The sequence below is a fragment of the Enterobacter cloacae complex sp. IR5450 genome, from assembly GCF_049238665.1.
Classification (GTDB): domain Bacteria; phylum Pseudomonadota; class Gammaproteobacteria; order Enterobacterales; family Enterobacteriaceae; genus Enterobacter; species Enterobacter hormaechei_C.
Map to the genome: position 1 here is coordinate 19,062 of NZ_JBMKIC010000015.1, position 19,329 is coordinate 38,390.

At 55.3% G+C, this 19,329-nt stretch carries 19 protein-coding genes; 5 read left to right on the forward strand and 14 right to left on the reverse strand.

The window, feature by feature from the left end; all coding sequences use genetic code 11:
• Positions 1–40 precede the first annotated feature (40 nt).
• Complete coding sequence (locus tag ACOTYB_RS13185; protein WP_220153372.1) at positions 41–685, reverse strand: NAD(P)H-binding protein; 645 nt, start codon at positions 683–685, stop codon at positions 41–43.
• A 128-nt stretch (positions 686–813) separates the two neighbouring features.
• Between ACOTYB_RS13185 and ACOTYB_RS13190 the strand changes: the two genes are divergently transcribed.
• Positions 814–1,332 (forward strand): type 1 glutamine amidotransferase domain-containing protein, encoded by a 519-nt coding sequence (locus ACOTYB_RS13190; RefSeq protein WP_220153373.1) that lies wholly within the window; start codon positions 814–816, stop codon positions 1,330–1,332.
• Here the strand turns inward: ACOTYB_RS13190 and ACOTYB_RS13195 are convergent.
• Positions 1,312–1,746 carry a YhbP family protein gene (locus tag ACOTYB_RS13195; RefSeq protein WP_003861766.1) on the reverse strand — a complete coding sequence of 145 codons (435 nt, stop codon included), beginning with the start codon at positions 1,744–1,746 and terminating at the stop codon, positions 1,312–1,314. The genes ACOTYB_RS13190 and ACOTYB_RS13195 overlap by 21 nt on opposite strands.
• Positions 1,747–1,760: 14 nt before the next feature.
• Between ACOTYB_RS13195 and ACOTYB_RS13200 the strand changes: the two genes are divergently transcribed.
• Positions 1,761–2,090 (forward strand): GIY-YIG nuclease family protein, encoded by a 330-nt coding sequence (locus tag ACOTYB_RS13200; protein WP_003861768.1) that lies wholly within the window; start codon positions 1,761–1,763, stop codon positions 2,088–2,090.
• Here ACOTYB_RS13200 and ACOTYB_RS13205 read toward each other — a convergent pair.
• Positions 2,077–2,580: a GNAT family N-acetyltransferase gene (locus ACOTYB_RS13205; RefSeq protein ID WP_126525083.1), complete on the reverse strand. Its 504-nt coding sequence runs from the start codon at positions 2,578–2,580 to the stop codon at positions 2,077–2,079. The genes ACOTYB_RS13200 and ACOTYB_RS13205 overlap by 14 nt on opposite strands.
• Positions 2,574–3,098 (reverse strand): ubiquinone anaerobic biosynthesis accessory factor UbiT, encoded by a 525-nt coding sequence (ubiT, locus tag ACOTYB_RS13210; RefSeq protein ID WP_003861771.1) that lies wholly within the window; start codon positions 3,096–3,098, stop codon positions 2,574–2,576. The genes ACOTYB_RS13205 and ubiT overlap by 7 nt, the downstream gene beginning before the upstream one ends.
• 221 nt (positions 3,099–3,319) lie before the next feature.
• Between ubiT and ubiU the strand changes: the two genes are divergently transcribed.
• From ubiU to ACOTYB_RS13225, 3 genes are all read left to right on the forward strand, one after another.
• Entirely contained in the window at positions 3,320–4,315 is a 996-nt protein-coding gene (gene ubiU, locus ACOTYB_RS13215) for a ubiquinone anaerobic biosynthesis protein UbiU (protein ID WP_047726829.1), read from the forward strand.
• Positions 4,316–4,322: 7 nt separating this feature from the next.
• Positions 4,323–5,201, forward strand: a complete 879-nt coding sequence (locus tag ACOTYB_RS13220) for a U32 family peptidase (protein WP_421765822.1) — start codon at positions 4,323–4,325, stop codon at positions 5,199–5,201.
• Between the two features lie 78 nt (positions 5,202–5,279).
• Positions 5,280–6,287, forward strand: a complete 1,008-nt coding sequence (locus tag ACOTYB_RS13225) for a luciferase-like monooxygenase (protein WP_220153375.1) — start codon at positions 5,280–5,282, stop codon at positions 6,285–6,287.
• A gap of 100 nt (positions 6,288–6,387) precedes the next feature.
• Here ACOTYB_RS13225 and mtr read toward each other — a convergent pair whose 3' ends face one another.
• The 10 genes from mtr to nusA form a co-directional block, all read right to left on the reverse strand.
• Positions 6,388–7,632 (reverse strand): tryptophan permease, encoded by a 1,245-nt coding sequence (mtr, locus tag ACOTYB_RS13230; RefSeq protein ID WP_003861779.1) that lies wholly within the window; start codon positions 7,630–7,632, stop codon positions 6,388–6,390.
• A 142-nt stretch (positions 7,633–7,774) separates the two neighbouring features.
• Positions 7,775–9,670 (reverse strand): DEAD/DEAH family ATP-dependent RNA helicase, encoded by a 1,896-nt coding sequence (locus ACOTYB_RS13235; protein WP_003861780.1) that lies wholly within the window; start codon positions 9,668–9,670, stop codon positions 7,775–7,777.
• Entirely contained in the window at positions 9,663–9,743 is an 81-nt protein-coding gene (gene yrbN, locus ACOTYB_RS13240; protein ID WP_097397692.1) for a protein YrbN, read from the reverse strand. Before yrbN ends, ACOTYB_RS13235 begins: the two co-directional genes overlap by 8 nt.
• A 107-nt stretch (positions 9,744–9,850) precedes the next feature.
• On the reverse strand, positions 9,851–10,735 hold the full coding sequence (nlpI, locus tag ACOTYB_RS13245) for a lipoprotein NlpI (RefSeq protein ID WP_003861782.1): 885 nt from the start codon (positions 10,733–10,735) through the stop codon (positions 9,851–9,853).
• Positions 10,736–10,845: 110 nt separating this feature from the next.
• Positions 10,846–12,984 carry a polyribonucleotide nucleotidyltransferase gene (gene pnp, locus ACOTYB_RS13250; RefSeq protein ID WP_003861786.1) on the reverse strand — a complete coding sequence of 713 codons (2,139 nt, stop codon included), beginning with the start codon at positions 12,982–12,984 and terminating at the stop codon, positions 10,846–10,848.
• A gap of 242 nt (positions 12,985–13,226) precedes the next feature.
• The gene (gene rpsO / locus ACOTYB_RS13255) at positions 13,227–13,496 is read right to left on the reverse strand and encodes a 30S ribosomal protein S15 (RefSeq protein WP_003861789.1); all 270 of its coding nucleotides are present in this window, start codon (positions 13,494–13,496) and stop codon (positions 13,227–13,229) included.
• A 154-nt stretch (positions 13,497–13,650) separates the two neighbouring features.
• Positions 13,651–14,601: a tRNA pseudouridine(55) synthase TruB gene (truB, locus tag ACOTYB_RS13260; RefSeq protein ID WP_003861791.1), complete on the reverse strand. Its 951-nt coding sequence runs from the start codon at positions 14,599–14,601 to the stop codon at positions 13,651–13,653.
• Positions 14,601–15,005 carry a 30S ribosome-binding factor RbfA gene (rbfA, locus tag ACOTYB_RS13265; protein ID WP_003861793.1) on the reverse strand — a complete coding sequence of 135 codons (405 nt, stop codon included), beginning with the start codon at positions 15,003–15,005 and terminating at the stop codon, positions 14,601–14,603. The genes truB and rbfA overlap by 1 nt, the downstream gene beginning before the upstream one ends.
• Positions 15,006–15,111: 106 nt before the next feature.
• Positions 15,112–17,799: a translation initiation factor IF-2 gene (gene infB, locus ACOTYB_RS13270; RefSeq protein WP_003861796.1), complete on the reverse strand. Its 2,688-nt coding sequence runs from the start codon at positions 17,797–17,799 to the stop codon at positions 15,112–15,114.
• Positions 17,800–17,823: 24 nt separating this feature from the next.
• Positions 17,824–19,326, reverse strand: coding sequence for a transcription termination factor NusA (gene nusA, locus ACOTYB_RS13275; RefSeq protein WP_003861798.1), 1,503 nt, complete (start codon positions 19,324–19,326; stop codon positions 17,824–17,826).
• Between the last annotated feature and the right edge of the window lie 3 nt (positions 19,327–19,329).

Genomic DNA, 19,329 nt, shown 5'->3' on the forward strand with positions numbered 1-19,329 from the left:
ACCATTCCCCGGAAGGTGTTATTTAATAAGCCGGGGAAGTTTACGCCTCGCCCTGCGCGATTTCACGCAGTTTTGCCGAAGGGATAATATTAACCCCCTCCTGCGACGGAGCCAGCGCCTCTTTTAGCATCGCCAGCGCGACATCCCGCGCCTCGATGGACTTCCAGTTACCCGGCAGAATGCGAAACAGCGGAGCGAAAAAAGACTCGTTAAAACGACGTTCGTCACGGTGCCCCATCAGCATGGAAGGCCGCGCGATGGTCAGGCGCTCCCATTTCTGCGCGATTAACGCCTCTTCCATTTTGCCCTTCACCTGGTTGTAAAAAAACGGCGAGCCTGCGTTCGCGCCGTGCGCGCTGACCACCAGGAAATGTTTTGCGCCCAGCTTTTTCGCCGTCAGGGCGGTATCCACCACCAGCGTGTAATCCGCATGGACAAAAGCTTCTTTACTGCCCGCTTCCCGTCGGGTGGTGCCAAGGCAGCAAAAGGCGATATCAATGGGATCCTGCACCTGCGCCAGCGCGTCGGTGAGCTGTGGATCGTGCGGGTTATAGACGCCGGTGATATCCAACAGCGGGCGACGCGTCGGGGCGGCGATATAGTTGATATGCCGATCCTGGATCAGCAGCCGCAGCAGATGTCCACCCATCAGCCCGGTTGCGCCGGTAATCAGTACCTGACTCATCTTATCCCCTTTACAGAATTGTCCGTTTGCGTTCTGGGCCTGCTCTACCACACTTAAAAGTCTGTTACCGGTAAGTATTTACCACAAACGGGAAAAAAACAGTCTGAAGCGAAAACAACGGAGGAAGCATGGGTAAAAAAATCGCAGTCTTGATTACCGACGAGTTTGAAGATTCAGATTTTACGTCGCCAGCAGAGGCATTCCGCAAGGCGGGCCACGAAGTGGTCACCATCGAGAAAGAAGCGGGTAAAACCGTGAAGGGCCATAAGGGCGAAGCCAGCGTGACCATTGACGAATCCATTGATAACGTCAGCCCGTCGGATTTCGACGCCCTGCTGTTACCGGGCGGCCATTCACCGGATTCCCTGCGCGGAGACGAGCGTTTCGTCACCTTTACCCGTGACTTCGTCGGCACCGGTAAACCGGTATTTGCCATTTGCCACGGTCCGCAGCTGCTGATCAGCGCCGAGGTGGTGCGCGGGCGTAAGCTCACCGCGGTGAAGCCGATCGTTATCGATCTGAAAAACGCGGGAGCCGAGTTCTACGATCAGGAAGTGGTGAACGATAACGATCAGCTGATCACCAGCCGTACACCGGACGATCTGCCGGCGTTTAACCGTGAAGCGCTACGCCTGCTCGGCGCGTAACCAGTGCAGCTTTTTACCAAAGCCCAGGGTGTTGTCGGTAAATTTCAGCTCATCAAGGCGGATTTCCCACACCGGGGCTTTTAGCGCCGCAGCCACCGGGAAGCGGCGCGTATAGCGTTTACGTTGCGCGTCGCTCTCCTCCCCTTCCAGGCGACGAATTTCACCTTTGAACTGGACCCCGCGGATCAGCGCAACAGTTTTAGGCTGACCGTTTACCGTACCTGCCACTTTTGCCTGCTGGCCCGTCATCTGCGCATGCCGCGTTTTGTCTTCGCTCATTACGTAAAAGGCCACGCGCTCGGGATCGTAGTAATAAAAGGCATTTGCGCACCACATCTCCTCGTCTTTACAGACGCACCAGGTCACGACATGCTGCTTTGCCAGCCAGCGGTTAATGGCGGCCAGTGTTTCCATTTTCGCTCTCTCTCATGCTATGGTGCGTTCACCTTAACATACTGAATCTGTTTACTGTGTGCTGGTTTCTCTATCTTGTCCGAACCGCTGATAACGCACTCTACACCGGGATCACTACCGATGTGGCACGGCGTTTTTTACAACATCAAACGGGGAAAGGGGCGAAAGCACTACGGGGGAAAGGTGAACTTCAGTTAGCGTTTTCAGCCGCCGTGGGCGACAGATCCCTGGCGCTCAGGCTGGAATACCGCATCAAGCAGCTGACAAAGCGCCAGAAAGAGCGTCTCGTCAACGGGGACGGCTCTTTCGAGGCGCTACGCGAAAGCCTGCTTAAAAACGATTGAAATGATCGTGGTACTCCACCAGACCGGTAACGCCGTCGAGCGCATCATCTGCCAGAGGATGCACCTGGAAAGATGTTTCCGTGCCCGGCCCGTGGCAGCGCAGATCGTATCTGGACGCTGGCTCAAAACCTAAACGTTCGTAGAACGCCGGATCGCCCAGAACGACGACAGCGGCATAGCCAAATTCATTCAATGAATCCAGTCCTTCATAGACCAGCTGGCGCGCCAGGCCCTGGCCACGGTAGTTTTCATCCACCGCCAACGGCGCCATGCCGACCCACTGCAACTCTTCACCCTGCACAATCACCGGGCTGAAGGCCACGTAGCCGACCACCTGCCCTTCATCGTCAGTGGCAACCAGGCCCAGCGTAATCAGGCCATCTTCGCGAAGATCGTGAACCAGTTGGGCTTCGGCGTCGCCTGCAAAAGAGCGGCGTAACAACGCATCGATACCCGGCGCATCAATCCCAATTTCGACTCGAATCAGCATGGTTCACCTACTGAAGTGTGTTTACTGTCCGGCGGGGTTTTTAGCCCGGCCTCAACGAAATCTGCCATTTGCATCAACATCATACGCAGCGCTTTCGGCATCTGCTCCAGCTCAATGGCATCCATTAAATTTTTGACGTACAGACCGAGCTCCGTGTCGCCTTCAATCACCAGACGACGCTGGAAGAAGAGGGTGTCCGGATCCTGTTTGCGCGCGGCGATCATCAGCAGATCGCTGGCATCCGCGCTAAAGCTGACATCCGCCTCGGCGGTTTCACGGACGATAAGCCGATCGTTCTCAACGGAAGTAAACCAGCGCAACCCGATATCGCGCACTTCAATCTTTAACCAGCGGCCTTCCAGAAACTCCAGCTCACCGTCCTGTAGCGCCTGGCGGAACTGCCAGCTCAGTACCTGTTCCAGCACCTGGCGTTTAAGCGCGAACGGCGCCAGTTTTACCGGCACGCTCAGCATTGATGGACCAAATTGTACGAGACGTGAACGCAGTTTATCCAGCACGAGCTTTACTCCCTGATAGCTATAGTCCTGCTATTTTGCCATATCCCGACAAGAAGATAGCGGCGTAAATCAACAAACCGTTGTCCGGAGTACCTCATTATTGGTGCCATCAATACGCCATTAGCTGCCTTAAATCAAAAATTGTCGCGTATGGGTTAATTAAAATCCCAGCTCGTTAACATTTTTTACGATCCCTGCGATCGACAACATCGGGATAAATTATGGAGCTGCTCTGCCCTGCCGGAAACCTTCCGGCGCTTAAGGCGGCCATCGAAAATGGGGCCGATGCGGTCTATATCGGGCTGAAAGATGATACCAACGCCCGCCATTTTGCGGGTCTTAACTTTACGGAGAAAAAGCTTCAGGAAGCCGTTAACTTCGTCCACCAGCACCGGCGCAAACTGCACATCGCCATCAATACCTTTGCCCATCCTGATGGCTATGCCCGCTGGCAGCGCGCCGTGGATATGGCGGCCCAGCTGGGCGCCGATGTGCTGATCCTGGCCGACCTCGCCATGCTTGAGTATGCGGCAGAACGTTATCCGCATATTGAGCGCCATGTCTCTGTTCAGGCATCGGCCACCAATGAAGAGGCCGTCCGTTTTTATCATCGACACTTTGACGTGGCTCGCGTGGTGCTGCCGCGCGTACTCTCTATTCATCAGGTTAAGCAACTGGCGCGCGTCACGCCAGTGCCGCTGGAGGTTTTTGCCTTCGGCAGCCTGTGCATCATGGCCGAAGGCCGCTGCTATCTTTCCTCGTATTTGACCGGCGAATCGCCAAATACCGTCGGCGCCTGCTCGCCTGCCCGCTTCGTTCGCTGGCAGCAAACGCCGCAGGGACTGGAGTCACGCCTGAATGATGTGTTAATTGACCGCTATCAGGACGGTGAAAACGCGGGCTACCCGACGCTGTGCAAAGGCCGATATCTGGTGGACGGCGAGCGCTACCACGCGCTGGAGGAGCCCACCAGCCTCAACACGCTGGAACTGCTGCCAGAGCTGCTGGCCGCCAATATTGCCTCGGTGAAAATCGAAGGCCGCCAGCGCAGCCCGGCCTACGTGAGCCAGGTGGCAAAGGTGTGGCGTCAGGCCATCGACCGCTGCATGGCGGACCCGCAAAACTACGCTCCGCAGGCGGCATGGATGGAGACGCTCGGCGCGATGTCCGAAGGCACCCAAACCACGCTCGGCGCGTATCACCGTAAATGGCAGTGAGATAATCATGAAATATTCATTAGGGCCGGTGCTTTACTACTGGCCAAAAGAGACGCTGGAAGATTTTTACCAGCAGGCGGCTAACAGCAGCGCCGATGTGATTTACCTCGGCGAAGCGGTGTGCAGCAAGCGCCGCGCCACCAAAGTGGGCGACTGGCTGGATATGGCGAAAAGCCTGGCCGGCAGCGGCAAGCAGGTGGTGCTCTCGACGCTGGCGCTGGTGCAGGCGTCCTCTGAACTGGGCGAGCTGAAGCGCTACGTCGAAAACGGTGAGTTCCTGCTGGAGGCGAGCGACCTGGGCGTGGTGAACCTGTGCGCCGAACGTAAGCTGCCGTTTGTCGCCGGACATGCCCTGAACTGCTATAACGCCGTGACCCTGCGCCTGCTGCTCAAACAGGGGATGACCCGCTGGTGCATGCCGGTTGAACTCTCCCGCGACTGGCTGGCCAACCTGCTTACACAGTGCGAAGAGCTGGGCATTCGCAACAAGTTTGAAGTGGAAGTTCTGAGCTATGGGCATCTGCCGCTGGCCTACTCTGCCCGCTGCTTCACCGCACGTTCCGAAGATCGTCCGAAAGACGAGTGCGAAACCTGCTGCATTAAGTACCCGAACGGACGCAGCATGCTGTCGCAGGAGAATCAGCAGGTGTTTGTTCTTAACGGCATTCAGACCATGAGCGGTTACGTCTATAACCTCGGCAACGAACTGGCGTCAATGCACGGGCTGGTGGATATGGTGCGTCTTTCGCCGCTGGATACCTGCGTATTCGCCATGCTGGACGCCTTCCGCGCCAACGAAAATGGCGCTGCTCCGCTGCCTCTGACGGCAAACAGCGACTGCAACGGTTACTGGCGACGTCTCGCCGGGCTGGAATTGCAGGCATAAAAAAGGCTCACTTTGTTAACAACGGTTATCATTTTTTAATGCAGTATTAAAGATTGACCGTCGACAAAGTGAGCTGTTATGACTGACAAAACCATTCCGTTTTCGGTGCTGGATCTGGCGCCGATCCCACAAGGCTCCTCGGCCAGAGAAGCCTTCACGCACTCTCTCGATCTTGCTCAGCTTGCCGAAAAGCGCGGCTATCACCGCTACTGGCTGGCGGAGCACCACAATATGGTGGGCATCGCCAGCGCCGCCACCTCGGTGCTGATTGGCTATCTGGCGGCGAATACCACCAGACTGCACCTGGGCTCCGGCGGTGTGATGCTGCCGAACCACGCCCCGCTGGTGATCGCCGAGCAGTTCGGCACGCTGAATACCCTCTATCCGGGCCGTATTGATTTAGGGCTTGGCCGTGCGCCGGGCAGCGATCAGCCGACCATGCGCGCCCTGCGCCGCCATATGAGCGGCGATATCGACAACTTCCCGCGCGATGTGGCGGAGCTGGTGGGCTGGTTCGACGCGCGTGACCCGAACCCGCACGTGCGCCCGGTACCGGGTTACGGCGAGAAGATCCCGGTATGGCTGTTGGGCTCAAGCCTCTACAGCGCGCAGCTTGCCGCCCAGCTGGGGCTGCCGTTTGCGTTTGCCTCGCATTTCGCACCGGATATGCTGCATCAGGCGCTGCATCTCTACCGCACGCACTTCAAACCGTCCGAGCGTCTGGAGAAACCGTACGCGATGGTGTGTATCAATATCATTGCCGCCGACAGCAACCGCGACGCGGAATTCCTGTTCACCTCCATGCAGCAGGCGTTTGTGAAGCTGCGTCGCGGTGAGACGGGCCAGCTGCCGCCGCCGGTAGAGAATATGCATCAGCTATGGTCGGCCTCCGAGCAGTATGGCGTGCAGCAGGCTCTGAGTATGTCGCTGGTAGGTGATAAGGCGAAAGTGCGTCACGGGCTGGAGTCGGTGCTGCGTGAAACCCAGGCGGATGAGATTATGGTTAACGGCCAGATTTTCGATCACCAGGCGCGTCTGCATTCGTTTGATTTGGCAATGCAGGTGAAAGAGGAGTTGGTGGGGTAGTTTTTTGCTTTGCCCGGTGGCGCTTCGCTTACCGGGCCTACATTCTTTTCTCCCTCTCCCTGCGGCAGAGGGCCGGGGTGAGGGGTTCAGACCGCACGTTTTACTGATACACAGGCAACAGATTAAAACTCGACAGCACGTGCACCACCGCGTTACCGATACCAAATACCAGGATCAGCGCAATCATCGGTTTTCCGCCCCAGACGCGGAATTTCGGGCTGCCGAAGCGCTTACGTGATTTGCGCGCCAGCAGCGCCGGTACAATCGCCGCCCAGATGGTGGCCGCCAGTCCTGCATAGCCGATGGCGTACAGGAAACCGTTCGGCCACAGCAGGCCGCCCACAATCGGCGGCAGGAAGGTCAACAGCGCCGTTTTGAAGCGCCCCGTCGCAGAGTCATCAAAACCAAACAGATCCGCCAGGTAGTCAAACAGGCCCAGCGTCACGCCGAGGAATGAACTCGCCACCGCAAAGTTCGAGAAGACCACCAGAAGCAGATCCAGGCTGCGGCTGTTCAGCACGCCGCCCAGCGCCTGTACCAGCACATCAATGTTACCGCCCTTCTGCGCAATGCCGATAAATTCCGGACGCGGGATGTTACCCATCGTCCCCAGCAGCCAGATCACATACAGCGCCAGCGCCAGCAGCGTGCCGTAAACCAGGCATTTCACGATGGTGCGCGGATCCTTGCCGTAGTACTTCATCAGGCTCGGTACGTTACCGTGGTAGCCAAACGACGCCAGACAGAACGGCAGGGTCATCAGCAGGTACGGCGTATAAGAGGTGTTCGTTTCGGCAACGTTAAACAGCGTGGCCGGCGTGACGTGCCCCAGCAGGCTGCCGAAGGTAAGAAAGAAGGTGATGACCTTTGCGCCCAGTACGATTGCCGTCATGCGGCTGACCGCTTTGGTGCTCATCCAGACGATAAACGCCACGCCCAGCGCGAAGCAGAGACCCGCCAGACGCGCCGGAACGTTCAGCGACATCTCTGAGAAGGTGTGATGCAGAATCGACCCGCTCGCTGAAATGTACGCGTAGGTCAGGATATAAAGTACAAACGCGATGGACAGCCCGTTCACCAGGTTCCAGCCTTTGCCCAACAGATCCCGGGTGAGGGTGTCGAAGCTGGAGCCAATGCGGTAGTTCAGGTTTGCTTCAAGGATCATCAGCCCGGAATGGAGCATGCAGAACCAGGTGAAAACCAGTGCCGCCAGCGACCAGAAGAACCACGCACCGGACATGACCACAGGCAGGGAAAACATCCCGGCACCAATGATGGTTCCGCCGATGATCACCACGCCGCCAAGCAGCGAAGGTGACGTTTGGGTGGTGGTTAGTGTTGCCATGCGGCCTTATCTCCAGTGAAAAATGTGGTTCTGCATTTTAATGTGTTGCACTGTACCAGTACAAGAGTACAAAAGGAATAAAAAAAGCCCCGATAGCGACTATCGGGGCTGTATATTTTACTTTACGTCAGAAGCGAAAGGCTTACGCGTCACCGAAACGACGACGGCTGGCACCTTCTTCACGGCGTGGACCACGGTTTTCGCGGCGCTCACCGGAGAAACGACGGCCTTCACCACCGCGACCTTCGCTGCGACCGCCTTCACGACGCTCGCCACCGAAACCGCGACCACCGCCACGACGTTCGCCGCCACGGTCAGGACGTGGCTGTGCATCGCCCAGCAGCTGCATGTTCATCGGCTTGTTCAGGATGCGGGTGCGAGTAAAGTGTTGCAGTACTTCGCCCGGCATGCCTTTTGGCAGCTCGATGGTGGAGTGGGAACCGAACAGCTTGATGTTACCAATGTAACGGCTGCTGATGTCGCCTTCGTTAGCGATCGCGCCAACGATGTGACGAACTTCAACACCATCATCACGGCCCACTTCAATGCGATACAGTTCCATTTCGCCAGCGTCACGACGCTCGCGACGTGGACGGTCTTCACCACCACGCTCTGGACGGTCACCGCGTGGACCACGGTCGTTACGGTCGCCACGACGTTCGAAACGATCGTCACGGTCACGGAACTCACGCTTAGGACGCATCGGCGCATCAGGTGGCACGATCAGGCTACGTTCGCCCTGCGCCATTTTCAGCAGTGCTGCGGCCAGGGTTTCCATGTCCAGCTCTTCGCCTTCAGCGACAGGCTGGATCTGGGACAGCAGCGCACGGTACTGATCCAGATCGCTGCTTTCCAGCTGCTGCTGTACTTTCGCGGCGAATTTTTCCAGACGGCGTTTGCCCAGCAGTTCTGCGTTTGGCAGCTCGGCTTCTGGAATGGTCAGCTTCATGGTGCGTTCAATGTTACGCAGCAGACGACGCTCGCGGTTCTCAACGAACAGCAGCGCACGGCCCGCACGACCCGCACGACCGGTACGGCCAATACGGTGAACGTAAGACTCGGAGTCCATTGGGATATCGTAGTTTACAACCAGGCTGATACGCTCAACGTCCAGGCCACGTGCTGCCACGTCGGTTGCAATCAGAATATCCAGACGACCGTCTTTCAGACGCTCCAGGGTCTGCTCGCGCAGGGCCTGGTTCATGTCGCCGTTCAGCGCTGCGCTGTTGTAGCCGCTACGCTCCAGGGCTTCAGCCACTTCCAGGGTCGCGTTTTTGGTACGTACGAAGATAATCGCCGCATCAAAATCTTCCGCTTCCAGGAAACGGACCAGCGCTTCGTTTTTGCGCATGCCGTATACAGACCAGTAGCTCTGGCTGATGTCCGGGCGAGTGGTCACGCTGGACTGAATGCGCACTTCCTGCGGCTCTTTCATGAAGCGGCGGGTAATGCGACGGATCGCTTCTGGCATAGTTGCAGAGAACAGAGCGGTCTGATGACCTTCCGGGATCTGCGCCATGATGGTTTCTACGTCTTCGATGAAGCCCATACGCAGCATTTCATCGGCTTCGTCCAGTACCAGGCCGCTCAGTTTAGAGAGGTCCAGGGTACCGCGCTTCAGGTGATCCAGCAGACGGCCCGGCGTACCGACAACAATTTGTGGGCCCTGGCGCAGGGCGCGTAACTGCACGTCATAACGCTGGCCGCCGTACAGGGCTACCACGTTTACGCCGCGCATATGTTTAGAGAATTCCGTCATGGCTTCAGCAACCTGAACAGCCAGTTCACGGGTTGGAGCCAGGACGAGGATCTGCGGCGCGCGCAGGTCCGGATCAATGTTGTTCAGCAGCGGCAGCGAGAATGCTGCGGTTTTACCGCTACCAGTCTGGGCCATGCCCAGCACGTCACGACCAGAAAGCAGGTGTGGGATACACTCAGCCTGGATCGGAGATGGTTTTTCGTAACCCAGATCGTTAAGGGCTTCAAGGATAGGAGCCTTCAGGCCCAGATCTGCAAAAGTGGTTTCGAATTCAGCCATGTAGTACAAGTGCCTCGATATTAATGGCGGCCAGTCTACTTAGCTCATCGTGAAAATGATTAGCAATTTTCATTGAAAAGTGTGAACCGGCTCAAATTAGGTGTATTGACGAACAACAACGCCCTCACCAGTGAAGGTGATGGCAATCAAAAGATTACGGGCTGATGTTTATGTCGTCAGCTATTGCTGGTCCGATTCTGCCAGGTCGTCTTGCTCCTGGCCCAAGAGCGATAATTCCAACAATGCATAACGGTGCTCAACGAAGTTATGTACGTTGTTAGCAACCGCTAATTTGAACAGTGCCGTAGCGCTGTCCATATCCCCCAGACTTAGGTAGTACTTACCTAAATAGAAGTTGGTTTCACTGAGATGCTCAGCGAGCGAGGTGTTATCCGTTGCGTCCGCCTTGAGGCGTTCCATCAGCGTTGCTTCGCTAATGTTGCCCAGGTAGAACTCGACAATGTTCCATCCCCACTGTTCCTTGTCCGATTTCTCGAAGCGCTGTTTCAGTGCTTCTTTGGCCTGCTTCTCATCAAGCTTCTGCTCAACGATGTAAAGCCACAGGCTGCGGAAAGGATCATTAGGATCGTCTTGATAAAACGCCAGCAGATCATCTTGCGCTAACTTATCACGTCCGCCGTAATACAATGCGATACCGCGATTCAAGTGCGCGTAGTTGTAAGTTGGATCAAGCTCAAGTACAGAATCAAACGCTTCATAGGCAGCATCAAAATTGCCTGCCTGCGTTAAATAAATGCCTAAGTAATTGAATACTTCAGGCATATCAGGTCGAATCGCCAGCGCTTGTGAAAAATCATTTCGCGCCAGTGCCCTCAGACCGAGACTATCATACAACACTCCGCGCTCATATAAAAGCTGTGCGCGTTCGTCATCGGTTAAAGCCCGACTGGCAAGTATTTGTTCCATGCGTGCCAGAATGACTTCCTGCTGCAAAGTCGGTTGCAATGGCACTGCGAGGACTTCGCTCTTACGCCAGGCAGAGTTGCTGCATCCTGCCAGCGTTAAAGCTGTCGCAACGAAACACCAGCGCAAAAAAGGCTTCATTTCCCACTCCCGAAGACAACTATTGGATGAACGTCCTGTCCCCCGGCGGCTTAACAAGGCGTCCTGCCTGATAATAAGCCCTCCGCCTGCGCGGAGGGCAAATGGCAACCTTACTCGCCTTGCTGTTCAGCAGCCGGAGCTTCCGGCGCCGCAGCAGGCTGAGACTGCTCGGTTGCTTCTTTAATGCTCAGACGGATACGGCCCTGGCGGTCAACTTCCAGAACTTTCACCGGTACTTCCTGACCCATTTGCAGGTAATCGGTCACTTTCTCAACGCGCTTGTCAGCGATCTGAGAGATGTGTACCAGACCTTCTTTACCGCCACCGATGGCAACGAATGCGCCAAAGTCAACGATACGGGTCACTTTACCATTGTAGATACGGCCCACTTCGATTTCTGCCGTGATCTCTTCGATACGACGGATAGCGTATTTCGCTTTCTCGCCGTCGGTTGCTGCGATCTTCACAGTACCGTCATCTTCGATTTCGATGGTGGTGCCCGTTTCTTCGGTCAGTGCACGGATAACGGAACCGCCCTTACCGATAACATCTTTGATCTTGTCTGGATTGATCTTGATGGTGTGAATACGCGGAGCGAATTCAGAGATATCACCGCGTGGCGCGTTGATAGCCTGTTCCATCACGCCCAGGATGTGCAGACGCGCACCTTTAGCCTGGTTCAGAGCAACCTGCATGATCTCTTTGGTGATACCTTCAATTTTGATATCCATCTGCAAAGCAGAGATACCGTCGCGGGAACCCGCCACTTTGAAGTCCATATCACCCAGGTGGTCTTCATCACCCAGAATGTCAGACAGAACAACGTAGTTGTCGCCTTCTTTCACCAGACCCATTGCGATACCCGCAACGGCGGCTTTAATTGGCACGCCTGCATCCATCAGCGCCAGAGAAGCACCACACACGGAAGCCATGGAAGAAGAACCGTTGGATTCAGTGATTTCAGACACCACACGTACGGTGTACGGGAATTTGTCTGCTTCTGGCATCACTGCCAGCACGCCGCGCTTCGCCAGACGACCGTGACCAATTTCACGACGCTTCGGTGAGCCAACCATACCGGTTTCGCCCACAGAGTACGGAGGGAAGTTGTAGTGGAACAGGAAGCTGTCAGTGCGCTCGCCCATCAGTTCGTCGATGATCTGTGCGTCACGTGCAGTACCCAGGGTCGCGGTTACCAGCGCCTGCGTTTCACCACGGGTGAACAGCGCAGAACCGTGAGTACGTGGCAGTACGCCAGTACGCACGTCCAGACCACGGATCATGTCTTTTTCACGGCCATCAATACGCGGCTCGCCTGCCAGTACGCGGCTACGAACAACGTTTTTCTCGATGGCATGCAGGATTTCGCCAATTTCGTTAGCGTCCAGCGTTTCGTCTTCGGCAACCAGGGTCGCGGTCACTTCAGATTTGATCACATCAACCTGAGCATAGCGCTCCTGTTTGTCGGTGATGCGGTATGCGTCGCTCAGACGAGATTCTGCCAGTGCAGCAACGCGTGCGTTCAGCGCGTCGTTTGCCGCTTCTGGCTGCCAGTCCCAACGTGGTTTACCGGCTTCTTTCACCAGGTCGTTGATGTTCTGGATAACAACCTGCTGCTGGTCGTGGCCGAAGACCACAGCGCCCAGCATCTGGTCTTCGCTCAGCAGTTCAGCTTCGGATTCAACCATCAGCACCGCGGCTTCAGTACCGGCGACAACCAGGTCCAGCTTACTCTCTTTCAGCTCTTCCTGAGTTGGGTTCAGCACGTACTGATCATTGATGTAACCCACGCGCGCAGCACCGATTGGACCATTGAATGGAATACCAGACAGTGACAGGGCAGCAGACGCACCGATCATCGCAACGATATCCGGGTTAACCTGCGGGTTAACGGAAACAACGGTTGCGATAACCTGCACTTCGTTCACGAAGCCTTCCGGGAACAGCGGACGAACCGGGCGGTCAATCAGACGCGCGATCAGGGTTTCGCCTTCGCTTGGACGGCCTTCACGACGGAAGAAGCCACCTGGGATTTTACCGGCAGCGTAGGTACGCTCCTGGTAGTTAACGGTCAGCGGGAAGAAGTCCTGACCTGGTTTAGCTTTTTTCTGGCCAACTACGGTAACGAATACAGCAGTGTCATCCATGCTTACCATAACGGCAGCAGTAGCCTGACGCGCCATCATGCCGGTTTCCAGCGTGACGGTATGCTGACCATACTGGAATTTACGAACGATCGGATTCAGCAAAGTTCTGTCCTTTCTTAAATGTTTGAAAGCACACCTCAGGTGTGCTGACGATTTAACCCGACCTTCTTCGCATCCTCGCGACTAATGACAACCGACACCCCCCTGGGTGAAGCCTCTCATTAGCCGCGCGAACCTCTGCAATGAAGATCATTTATAGCAACAATACAATAGTTTCCATTGAATTGCTGCCGTCTGGTTGAAAAAAGGGGCCATCAGGCCCCCTTTTCTGAAACTCGCAAGAATTAGCGACGCAGACCCAGACGCTCGATCAGCGCGGTGTAGCGTGCAACATCTTTACGCTTCAGGTAGTCGAGCAGTTTACGACGCTGAGAAACCATACGCAGCAGACCACGACGGCTGTGGTGATCTTTTTTGTGCTCTGCAAAGTGACCTTGCAGGTGGTTAATCTGTGCAGTCAGCAGTGCAACCTGAACTTCGGTAGAACCGCTGTCGTTAGTACCACGACCAAACTCAGAAACGATTTTAGCTTTAGCTTCAACGCTTAGAGACATTTTCAAACTCCAAAGTATAAAGAATGTAAGGATGCCGATCTCTAATTCAGCTATCCCATGTACGCCCCGCAGATTGTTAAACAATTTACCAGGCGTTAAGCGGCGATATTCTACTCGTCTCCCCTGCTTATCGCAAGGTAAGGCGTTATCACCGTCACGCTTCGACCGGATATTCGACGACCAGACGACGCGGCGCCACACGCCCTTCGCCGTCCATTTCGCCCATACCGATGAATTTCCCTTCGTCACCTTCCGTCACGCGTACCAGGCCCTCAAGCGGTGCCCCCGTTGTGCGAACCGGGTTTCCGTTCTTAAAGTAAACGGACGATGTTAAAGGAAGATTAACAACCGGGAAGTCCACTGCCGGACTGTCCATTGGCATCAGCAGCGGGTCCAGCAGATCGGCCGGCGCAACGCCCTGCGCTTGCGCCTGCTCAATCAGGGCGTGCAGATGCTCAAGCGTCACCATGCGTTCGACCGGATATTTGCTGACCGCCAGACGACGCAGATAAATCACATGCGCGCCGCAGCCCAGCTTTTCACCGAGGTCATCAATGATGGTGCGGATATAGGTCCCTTTCGAACAGTGTACTTCCAGCTCGAGTTCATCACCTTCGTGACGAATGAACAGCAGCTCATACACGGTAATCGGACGAGCTTCGCGCGGAACCTCAATGCCCTGACGTGCATATTCGTAGAGCTTTTTGCCCTGATATTTCAGCGCCGAATACATCGACGGCACCTGTAGCGTATCACCACGGAAGCTGTCCAGCGCCGCATCAAGTTGCTCTGCGCTGAAGGTCACCGGGCGCTCTTCCACCACCTGGCCATCTGCATCGGAGGTATCCGTACGCTGGCCCAGTTTGGCAATCACGCGGTAGCGCTTATCGGAATCCAGCAGGTACTGGGAAAACTTTGTCGCTTCCCCCAGGCAGATCGGCAGCATGCCGGTTGCCAGCGGATCCAGCGCGCCAGTGTGCCCTGCTCGGTTGGCGTTATAAATACGCTTCACTTTTTGCAGCACGTCGTTGCTGGATGCGCCCTGTGGTTTATCCAGCAAGAGCACGCCATGCACGTCACGACCGCGACGACGAGGACGACTCATCAGTCCTCCTTGCTGTCGTCCGCCGGGTTAACACGACGCTCATCGTCATGTTTCACCACGCTGGTCACCAGGTTGGACATACGCATACCTTCAACCAGCGAGTTGTCGTAGAAGAAGGTCAGCTCTGGCACGATACGCAGGCGCATCGCTTTGCCAAGCAGAGAGCGAATGAAACCAGAGGCTTCCTGCAACGCTTTAATGCCGTTCTTCACAGCGTCTTCATCCTGGTCATTCAGGAAAGTTACAAACACTTTGGCGTACGCCAGGTCGCGGGACATTTCCACGCCAGACACGGTGGTCATCATACCCACGCGTGGATCTTTGATTTCACGTTGCAGAATGAGAGCGATCTCTTTCTGCATCTCCTGCGCGACGCGCTGTGGGCGACCAAATTCTTTCGCCATAATAAATTCTCCAGACAAAAAAGGGGCTTAAGCCCCTTTTTAAAATTACTGCCGGGTGGCGCTTCGCTTACCCGGCCTACGCTAATTAATCTTCAGTTGACGAAGATTACGCGATGGTACGCTGAATTTCGATGATCTCGAACACTTCGATCATATCGCCAACGCGAACGTCGTTGTAGTTCTTCACGCCGATACCACATTCCATGCCGTTACGAACTTCGTTAACGTCATCTTTGAAGCGGCGCAGGGATTCCAGCTCACCTTCGTAGATAACCACGTTGTCGCGCAGAACGCGGATTGGGTTGTGACGCTTAATGGTCCCTTCGGTAACCATACAGCCCGCGATCGCACCGAATTTCGGTGATTTGAACACGTCACGTACTTCAGCCAGACCGATGATCTGCTGTTTCAGCTCAGGAGACAGCATGCCGCTCATCGCTGCTTTCACTTCGTCAATCAGGTTATAGATGACGGAGTAGTAACGCAGATCCAGGCTTTCAGCATCAATCACTTTACGCGCAGATGCGTCAGCACGAACGTTGAAGCCAACCAGGATCGCGTTTGACGCTGCTGCCAGAGTTGCGTCGGTTTCGGTGATACCACCTACGCCAGAACCGATGATCTTCACTTTCACTTCGTCGGTAGACAGTTTCAGCAAGGAGTCGGAGATCGCTTCCACAGAACCCTGAACGTCCGCTTTCAGAACAACGTTCACTTCGTGAACTTCGCCTTCGGTCATGTTGGCGAACATATTCTCGAGTTTGGATTTCTGCTGACGAGCCAGCTTCACTTCACGGAATTTACCCTGACGATACAGAGCGACTTCACGCGCTTTCTTCTCGTCACGTACGACGGTTACTTCGTCACCGGCAGCCGGAACACCGGACAGCCCCAGGATTTCCACTGGAATGGACGGACCCGCTTCCAGCACTTCCTGACCCAGTTCGTTACGCATCGCGCGAACGCGACCGTATTCGAAACCACACAGAACGATGTCGCCCTTGTGCAGAGTACCTTCGCGAACCAGAACGGTTGCAACCGGACCACGACCTTTATCCAGGAAGGATTCGATTACCGCGCCGCTCGCCATACCTTTACGAACCGCTTTCAGCTCCAGAACTTCAGCCTGAAGCAGGATAGCGTTCAGCAGGTCGTCGATACCGGTACCTGCTTTTGCAGATACAGGGATGAACTGCGCTTCACCGCCCCACTCTTCCGGCATAACGCCGTACTGGGACAGTTCGTTCTTCACGCGATCCATATCAGCTTCTGGCTTATCGATTTTGTTGACTGCAACAACCAGAGGCACCTGCGCCGCTTTCGCGTGCTGGATAGCTTCAATGGTCTGTGGCATCACGCCATCGTCGGCAGCAACAACCAGAACAACGATATCCGTTGCCTGAGCACCACGAGCACGCATTGAGGTAAACGCTGCGTGGCCTGGGGTATCCAGGAAGGTGATCATGCCGTTTTCGGTTTCTACGTGGTAAGCACCGATGTGCTGGGTAATACCACCCGCTTCGCCGGAGGCAACCTTAGTAGAACGAATGTAGTCAAGCAGAGAGGTTTTACCGTGGTCAACGTGACCCATGATGGTCACAACCGGTGCGCGCGGTTCAGCCGCTGCGCCCGTATCACGGTCGCTCATTACTGCTTCTTCCAGCTCGTTTTCACGACGCAGGATAACTTTGTGGCCCATCTCTTCGGCAACCAGCTGTGCGGTTTCCTGGTCGATGACCTGGTTGATGGTGGCCATTGCGCCCAGTTTCATCATCGCTTTGATGACCTGAGAGCCTTTCACCGCCATTTTGTTAGCCAGTTCGCCAACGGTGATAGTTTCGCCGATCACAACGTCACGGTTAACGGCCTGAGCAGGCTTCTGGAAGCCCTGCTGGAGAGCGGAACCTTTACGCTTGCCGCCTTTACCGCCGCGAACCGCTGCACGCGCTTCTTCACGGTCAGCTTTTGATTCAGCGTGTTTGTTACCTTTTTTCGCAGGACGCGCAGCTTTTGCACTGCGAGTACGACCACGACCACCTTCTACTTCGCGGTCGTTGTCGTCTTCTGCCTGACGCGCATGCTGAGACGTGGTGACGTGATAATCGCTGGTATCTTCAGTTGGTTCAGCAGTATTCACACCATTCTTCTCGTTTTCTTCTGCCATGCGACGCGCTTCTTCGGCGACGCGGCGAGCTTCTTCTTCAAGCTTGCGGCGGGCTTCTTCTTCCGCTTTACGCTTCAGCTCGGCAGCTTCATTTTCACGGCGGGCTTTTTCAGCCTGGGCAGTTTTGGTCATTTCGTCGGTCTGTTGATTGCTCACTTTGTCTTTTTCCGCAGCGTCACGCTTCGCTTTTTCACCGGCGTCGCGTTTCGCTTTTTCTGCGGCCTCACGTTCAGCTTTTAATTCTGCTTCACGTTTGGCAGTGGCTTCTGCCTCACGCTGAGCTTGTTCTTCCGCTTCACGCTGTGCCTGCTCTTCCGCGGCAAGGCGTTCTGCCTCTTGCGGATCACGTTTTACAAAGGTGCGCGTCTTGCGGACTTCAATTTGTACCGACTTGCTTTTGCCACCGGTACCAGGGATGTTCAACGTGCTACGCGTTTTACGCTGTAGCGTTAACTTATCAGGCGTAGAGCCGTGTTCACGGTTCAGGTGCGCTAACAAGGTTTGTTTTTCTTGCGCGGTCACCGAGTCATCAGCGGACTTCGGGATCCCTGCATCAGCAAATTGCTGTACCAGGCGGTCCACGGAGGTCTGAATCTCAGCAGCCAGCGATTTTACAGTTACATCAGTCATGCTGTTCCTTCCTGCTACAGTTTATTACGCTTCGTCGCCGAACCAGCAAATATTACGTGCGGCCATGATGAGTTCGCCGGCTTTCTCGTCGGTTAAACCTTCGATATCGGCCAGGTCATCAACGCCTTGCTCAGCGAGATCTTCCAGCGTACAAACACCACGGGCAGCCAGCTTGAACGCAATCGCACGATCAAGACCTTCCAGATTCAGCAGGTCATCAGCCGGCTTCTTATCGCCAAGGCTTTCTTCCTGAGCCAGCGCCAGGGTGGTCAGTGCGTTTTTAGCGCGTTCACGCAGGGCTTCAACGGTTGGTTCATCCAGACCGTCAATTTCCAGCAGCTCTTTCATTGGCACGTAGGCCAGTTCTTCCAGCGTAGAGAAACCTTCTTCAACCAGCACAGTGGCGAAGTCTTCGTCAATGTCCAGGTATTTGGTGAAGGTATCGATCGCCGCGTGGGCTTCAGCCTGATGCTTGGCCTGAAGGTCATCAACGGTCATCACGTTGAGTTCCCAGCCGCTCAGCTGTGACGCCAGACGTACGTTCTGACCGTTACGGCCAATCGCCTGCGCCAGGTTGCCCGCTTCTACAGCGATATCCATGGTGTGTTTGTCTTCGTCAACAACGATAGACGCCACATCAGCCGGTGCCATTGCGTTGATCACAAACTGCGCCGGGTTGTCGTCCCACAGAACGATATCAATGCGCTCGCCGCCCAGTTCGGTAGAAACCGCCTGAACACGTGCGCCACGCATACCGACGCAAGCACCGACCGGGTCGATACGCTTGTCGTTGGTTTTCACCGCAATTTTCGCACGGGAACCCGGATCGCGGGCCGCCGCTTTGATTTCGATAACTTCTTCGCCGATTTCCGGCACTTCGATACGGAACAGTTCAACCAGCATTTCTGGTTTAGAACGCGTCACGAACAGCTGTGCACCACGCGCTTCAGGACGTACGGCATACAGCACACCACGAATACGGTCGCCTGGGCGGAAGTTTTCACGCGGCAGCATGTCTTCACGCAGGATCACGGCTTCAGCGTTACCCGGCAGCCCTTCGGATTTGATCTCCAGAGAGATGTTGTCGCGGTTCACTTTCTTCACCACGCCAGTGATGATTTCGCCTTCCTGATCGCGGAACTGATCGACAACCAGCGCGCGCTCGGCTTCGCGAACTTTCTGCACGATAACCTGCTTCGCGGTCTGGGTGGTGATACGGTCGAAGGTAACAGATTCAATCTGATCTTCAACGTAGTCACCCACGTTCAGACTTTCGTCTTCAAAACGTGCCGCTTCCAGGGTGATCTCTTTGGTCGGTTGGGTCACTTCTTCAACGATTACCCAACGACGGAATGTATCGAAGTCACCGCTTTTACGATCGATTTCTACGCGAACATCGATCTCTTGTTCGTATTTTTTCTTGGTTGCTGTAGCCAGTGCACTTTCCAGCGCTTCGAAAATCTTCTCACGCGGCAGTGATTTCTCGTTGGAGACGGCTTCAACAACAGCCAAAATTTCTTTGTTCATCGC

Bases quoted from the DNA above. Each gene is read 5' to 3' on its own strand.
- ACOTYB_RS13225 (WP_220153375.1), top strand. From the start codon at position 5,280: ATGACTGACAAAACCATTCCGTTTTCGGTGCTGGATCTGGCGCCGATC.
- yrbN (WP_097397692.1), bottom strand. From the start codon at position 9,743: ATGAAAATTGCTAATCATTTTCACGATGAGCTAAGTAGACTGGCCGCC.
- ACOTYB_RS13195 (WP_003861766.1), bottom strand. From the start codon at position 1,746: ATGGAAACACTGGCCGCCATTAACCGCTGGCTGGCAAAGCAGCATGTC.
- infB (WP_003861796.1), bottom strand. From the start codon at position 17,799: ATGACTGATGTAACTGTAAAATCGCTGGCTGCTGAGATTCAGACCTCC.
- mtr (WP_003861779.1), bottom strand. From the start codon at position 7,632: ATGGCAACACTAACCACCACCCAAACGTCACCTTCGCTGCTTGGCGGC.
- rbfA (WP_003861793.1), bottom strand. From the start codon at position 15,005: ATGGCGAAAGAATTTGGTCGCCCACAGCGCGTCGCGCAGGAGATGCAG.
- truB (WP_003861791.1), bottom strand. From the start codon at position 14,601: ATGAGTCGTCCTCGTCGTCGCGGTCGTGACGTGCATGGCGTGCTCTTG.
- nlpI (WP_003861782.1), bottom strand. From the start codon at position 10,735: ATGAAGCCTTTTTTGCGCTGGTGTTTCGTTGCGACAGCTTTAACGCTG.
- ubiU (WP_047726829.1), top strand. From the start codon at position 3,320: ATGGAGCTGCTCTGCCCTGCCGGAAACCTTCCGGCGCTTAAGGCGGCC.
- ACOTYB_RS13220 (WP_421765822.1), top strand. From the start codon at position 4,323: ATGAAATATTCATTAGGGCCGGTGCTTTACTACTGGCCAAAAGAGACG.
- ACOTYB_RS13200 (WP_003861768.1), top strand. From the start codon at position 1,761: ATGCTATGGTGCGTTCACCTTAACATACTGAATCTGTTTACTGTGTGC.
- ACOTYB_RS13205 (WP_126525083.1), bottom strand. From the start codon at position 2,580: ATGCTGATTCGAGTCGAAATTGGGATTGATGCGCCGGGTATCGATGCG.
- rpsO (WP_003861789.1), bottom strand. From the start codon at position 13,496: ATGTCTCTAAGCGTTGAAGCTAAAGCTAAAATCGTTTCTGAGTTTGGT.
- ACOTYB_RS13190 (WP_220153373.1), top strand. From the start codon at position 814: ATGGGTAAAAAAATCGCAGTCTTGATTACCGACGAGTTTGAAGATTCA.
- ACOTYB_RS13235 (WP_003861780.1), bottom strand. From the start codon at position 9,670: ATGGCTGAATTCGAAACCACTTTTGCAGATCTGGGCCTGAAGGCTCCT.
- ACOTYB_RS13185 (WP_220153372.1), bottom strand. From the start codon at position 685: ATGAGTCAGGTACTGATTACCGGCGCAACCGGGCTGATGGGTGGACAT.
- nusA (WP_003861798.1), bottom strand. From the start codon at position 19,326: ATGAACAAAGAAATTTTGGCTGTTGTTGAAGCCGTCTCCAACGAGAAA.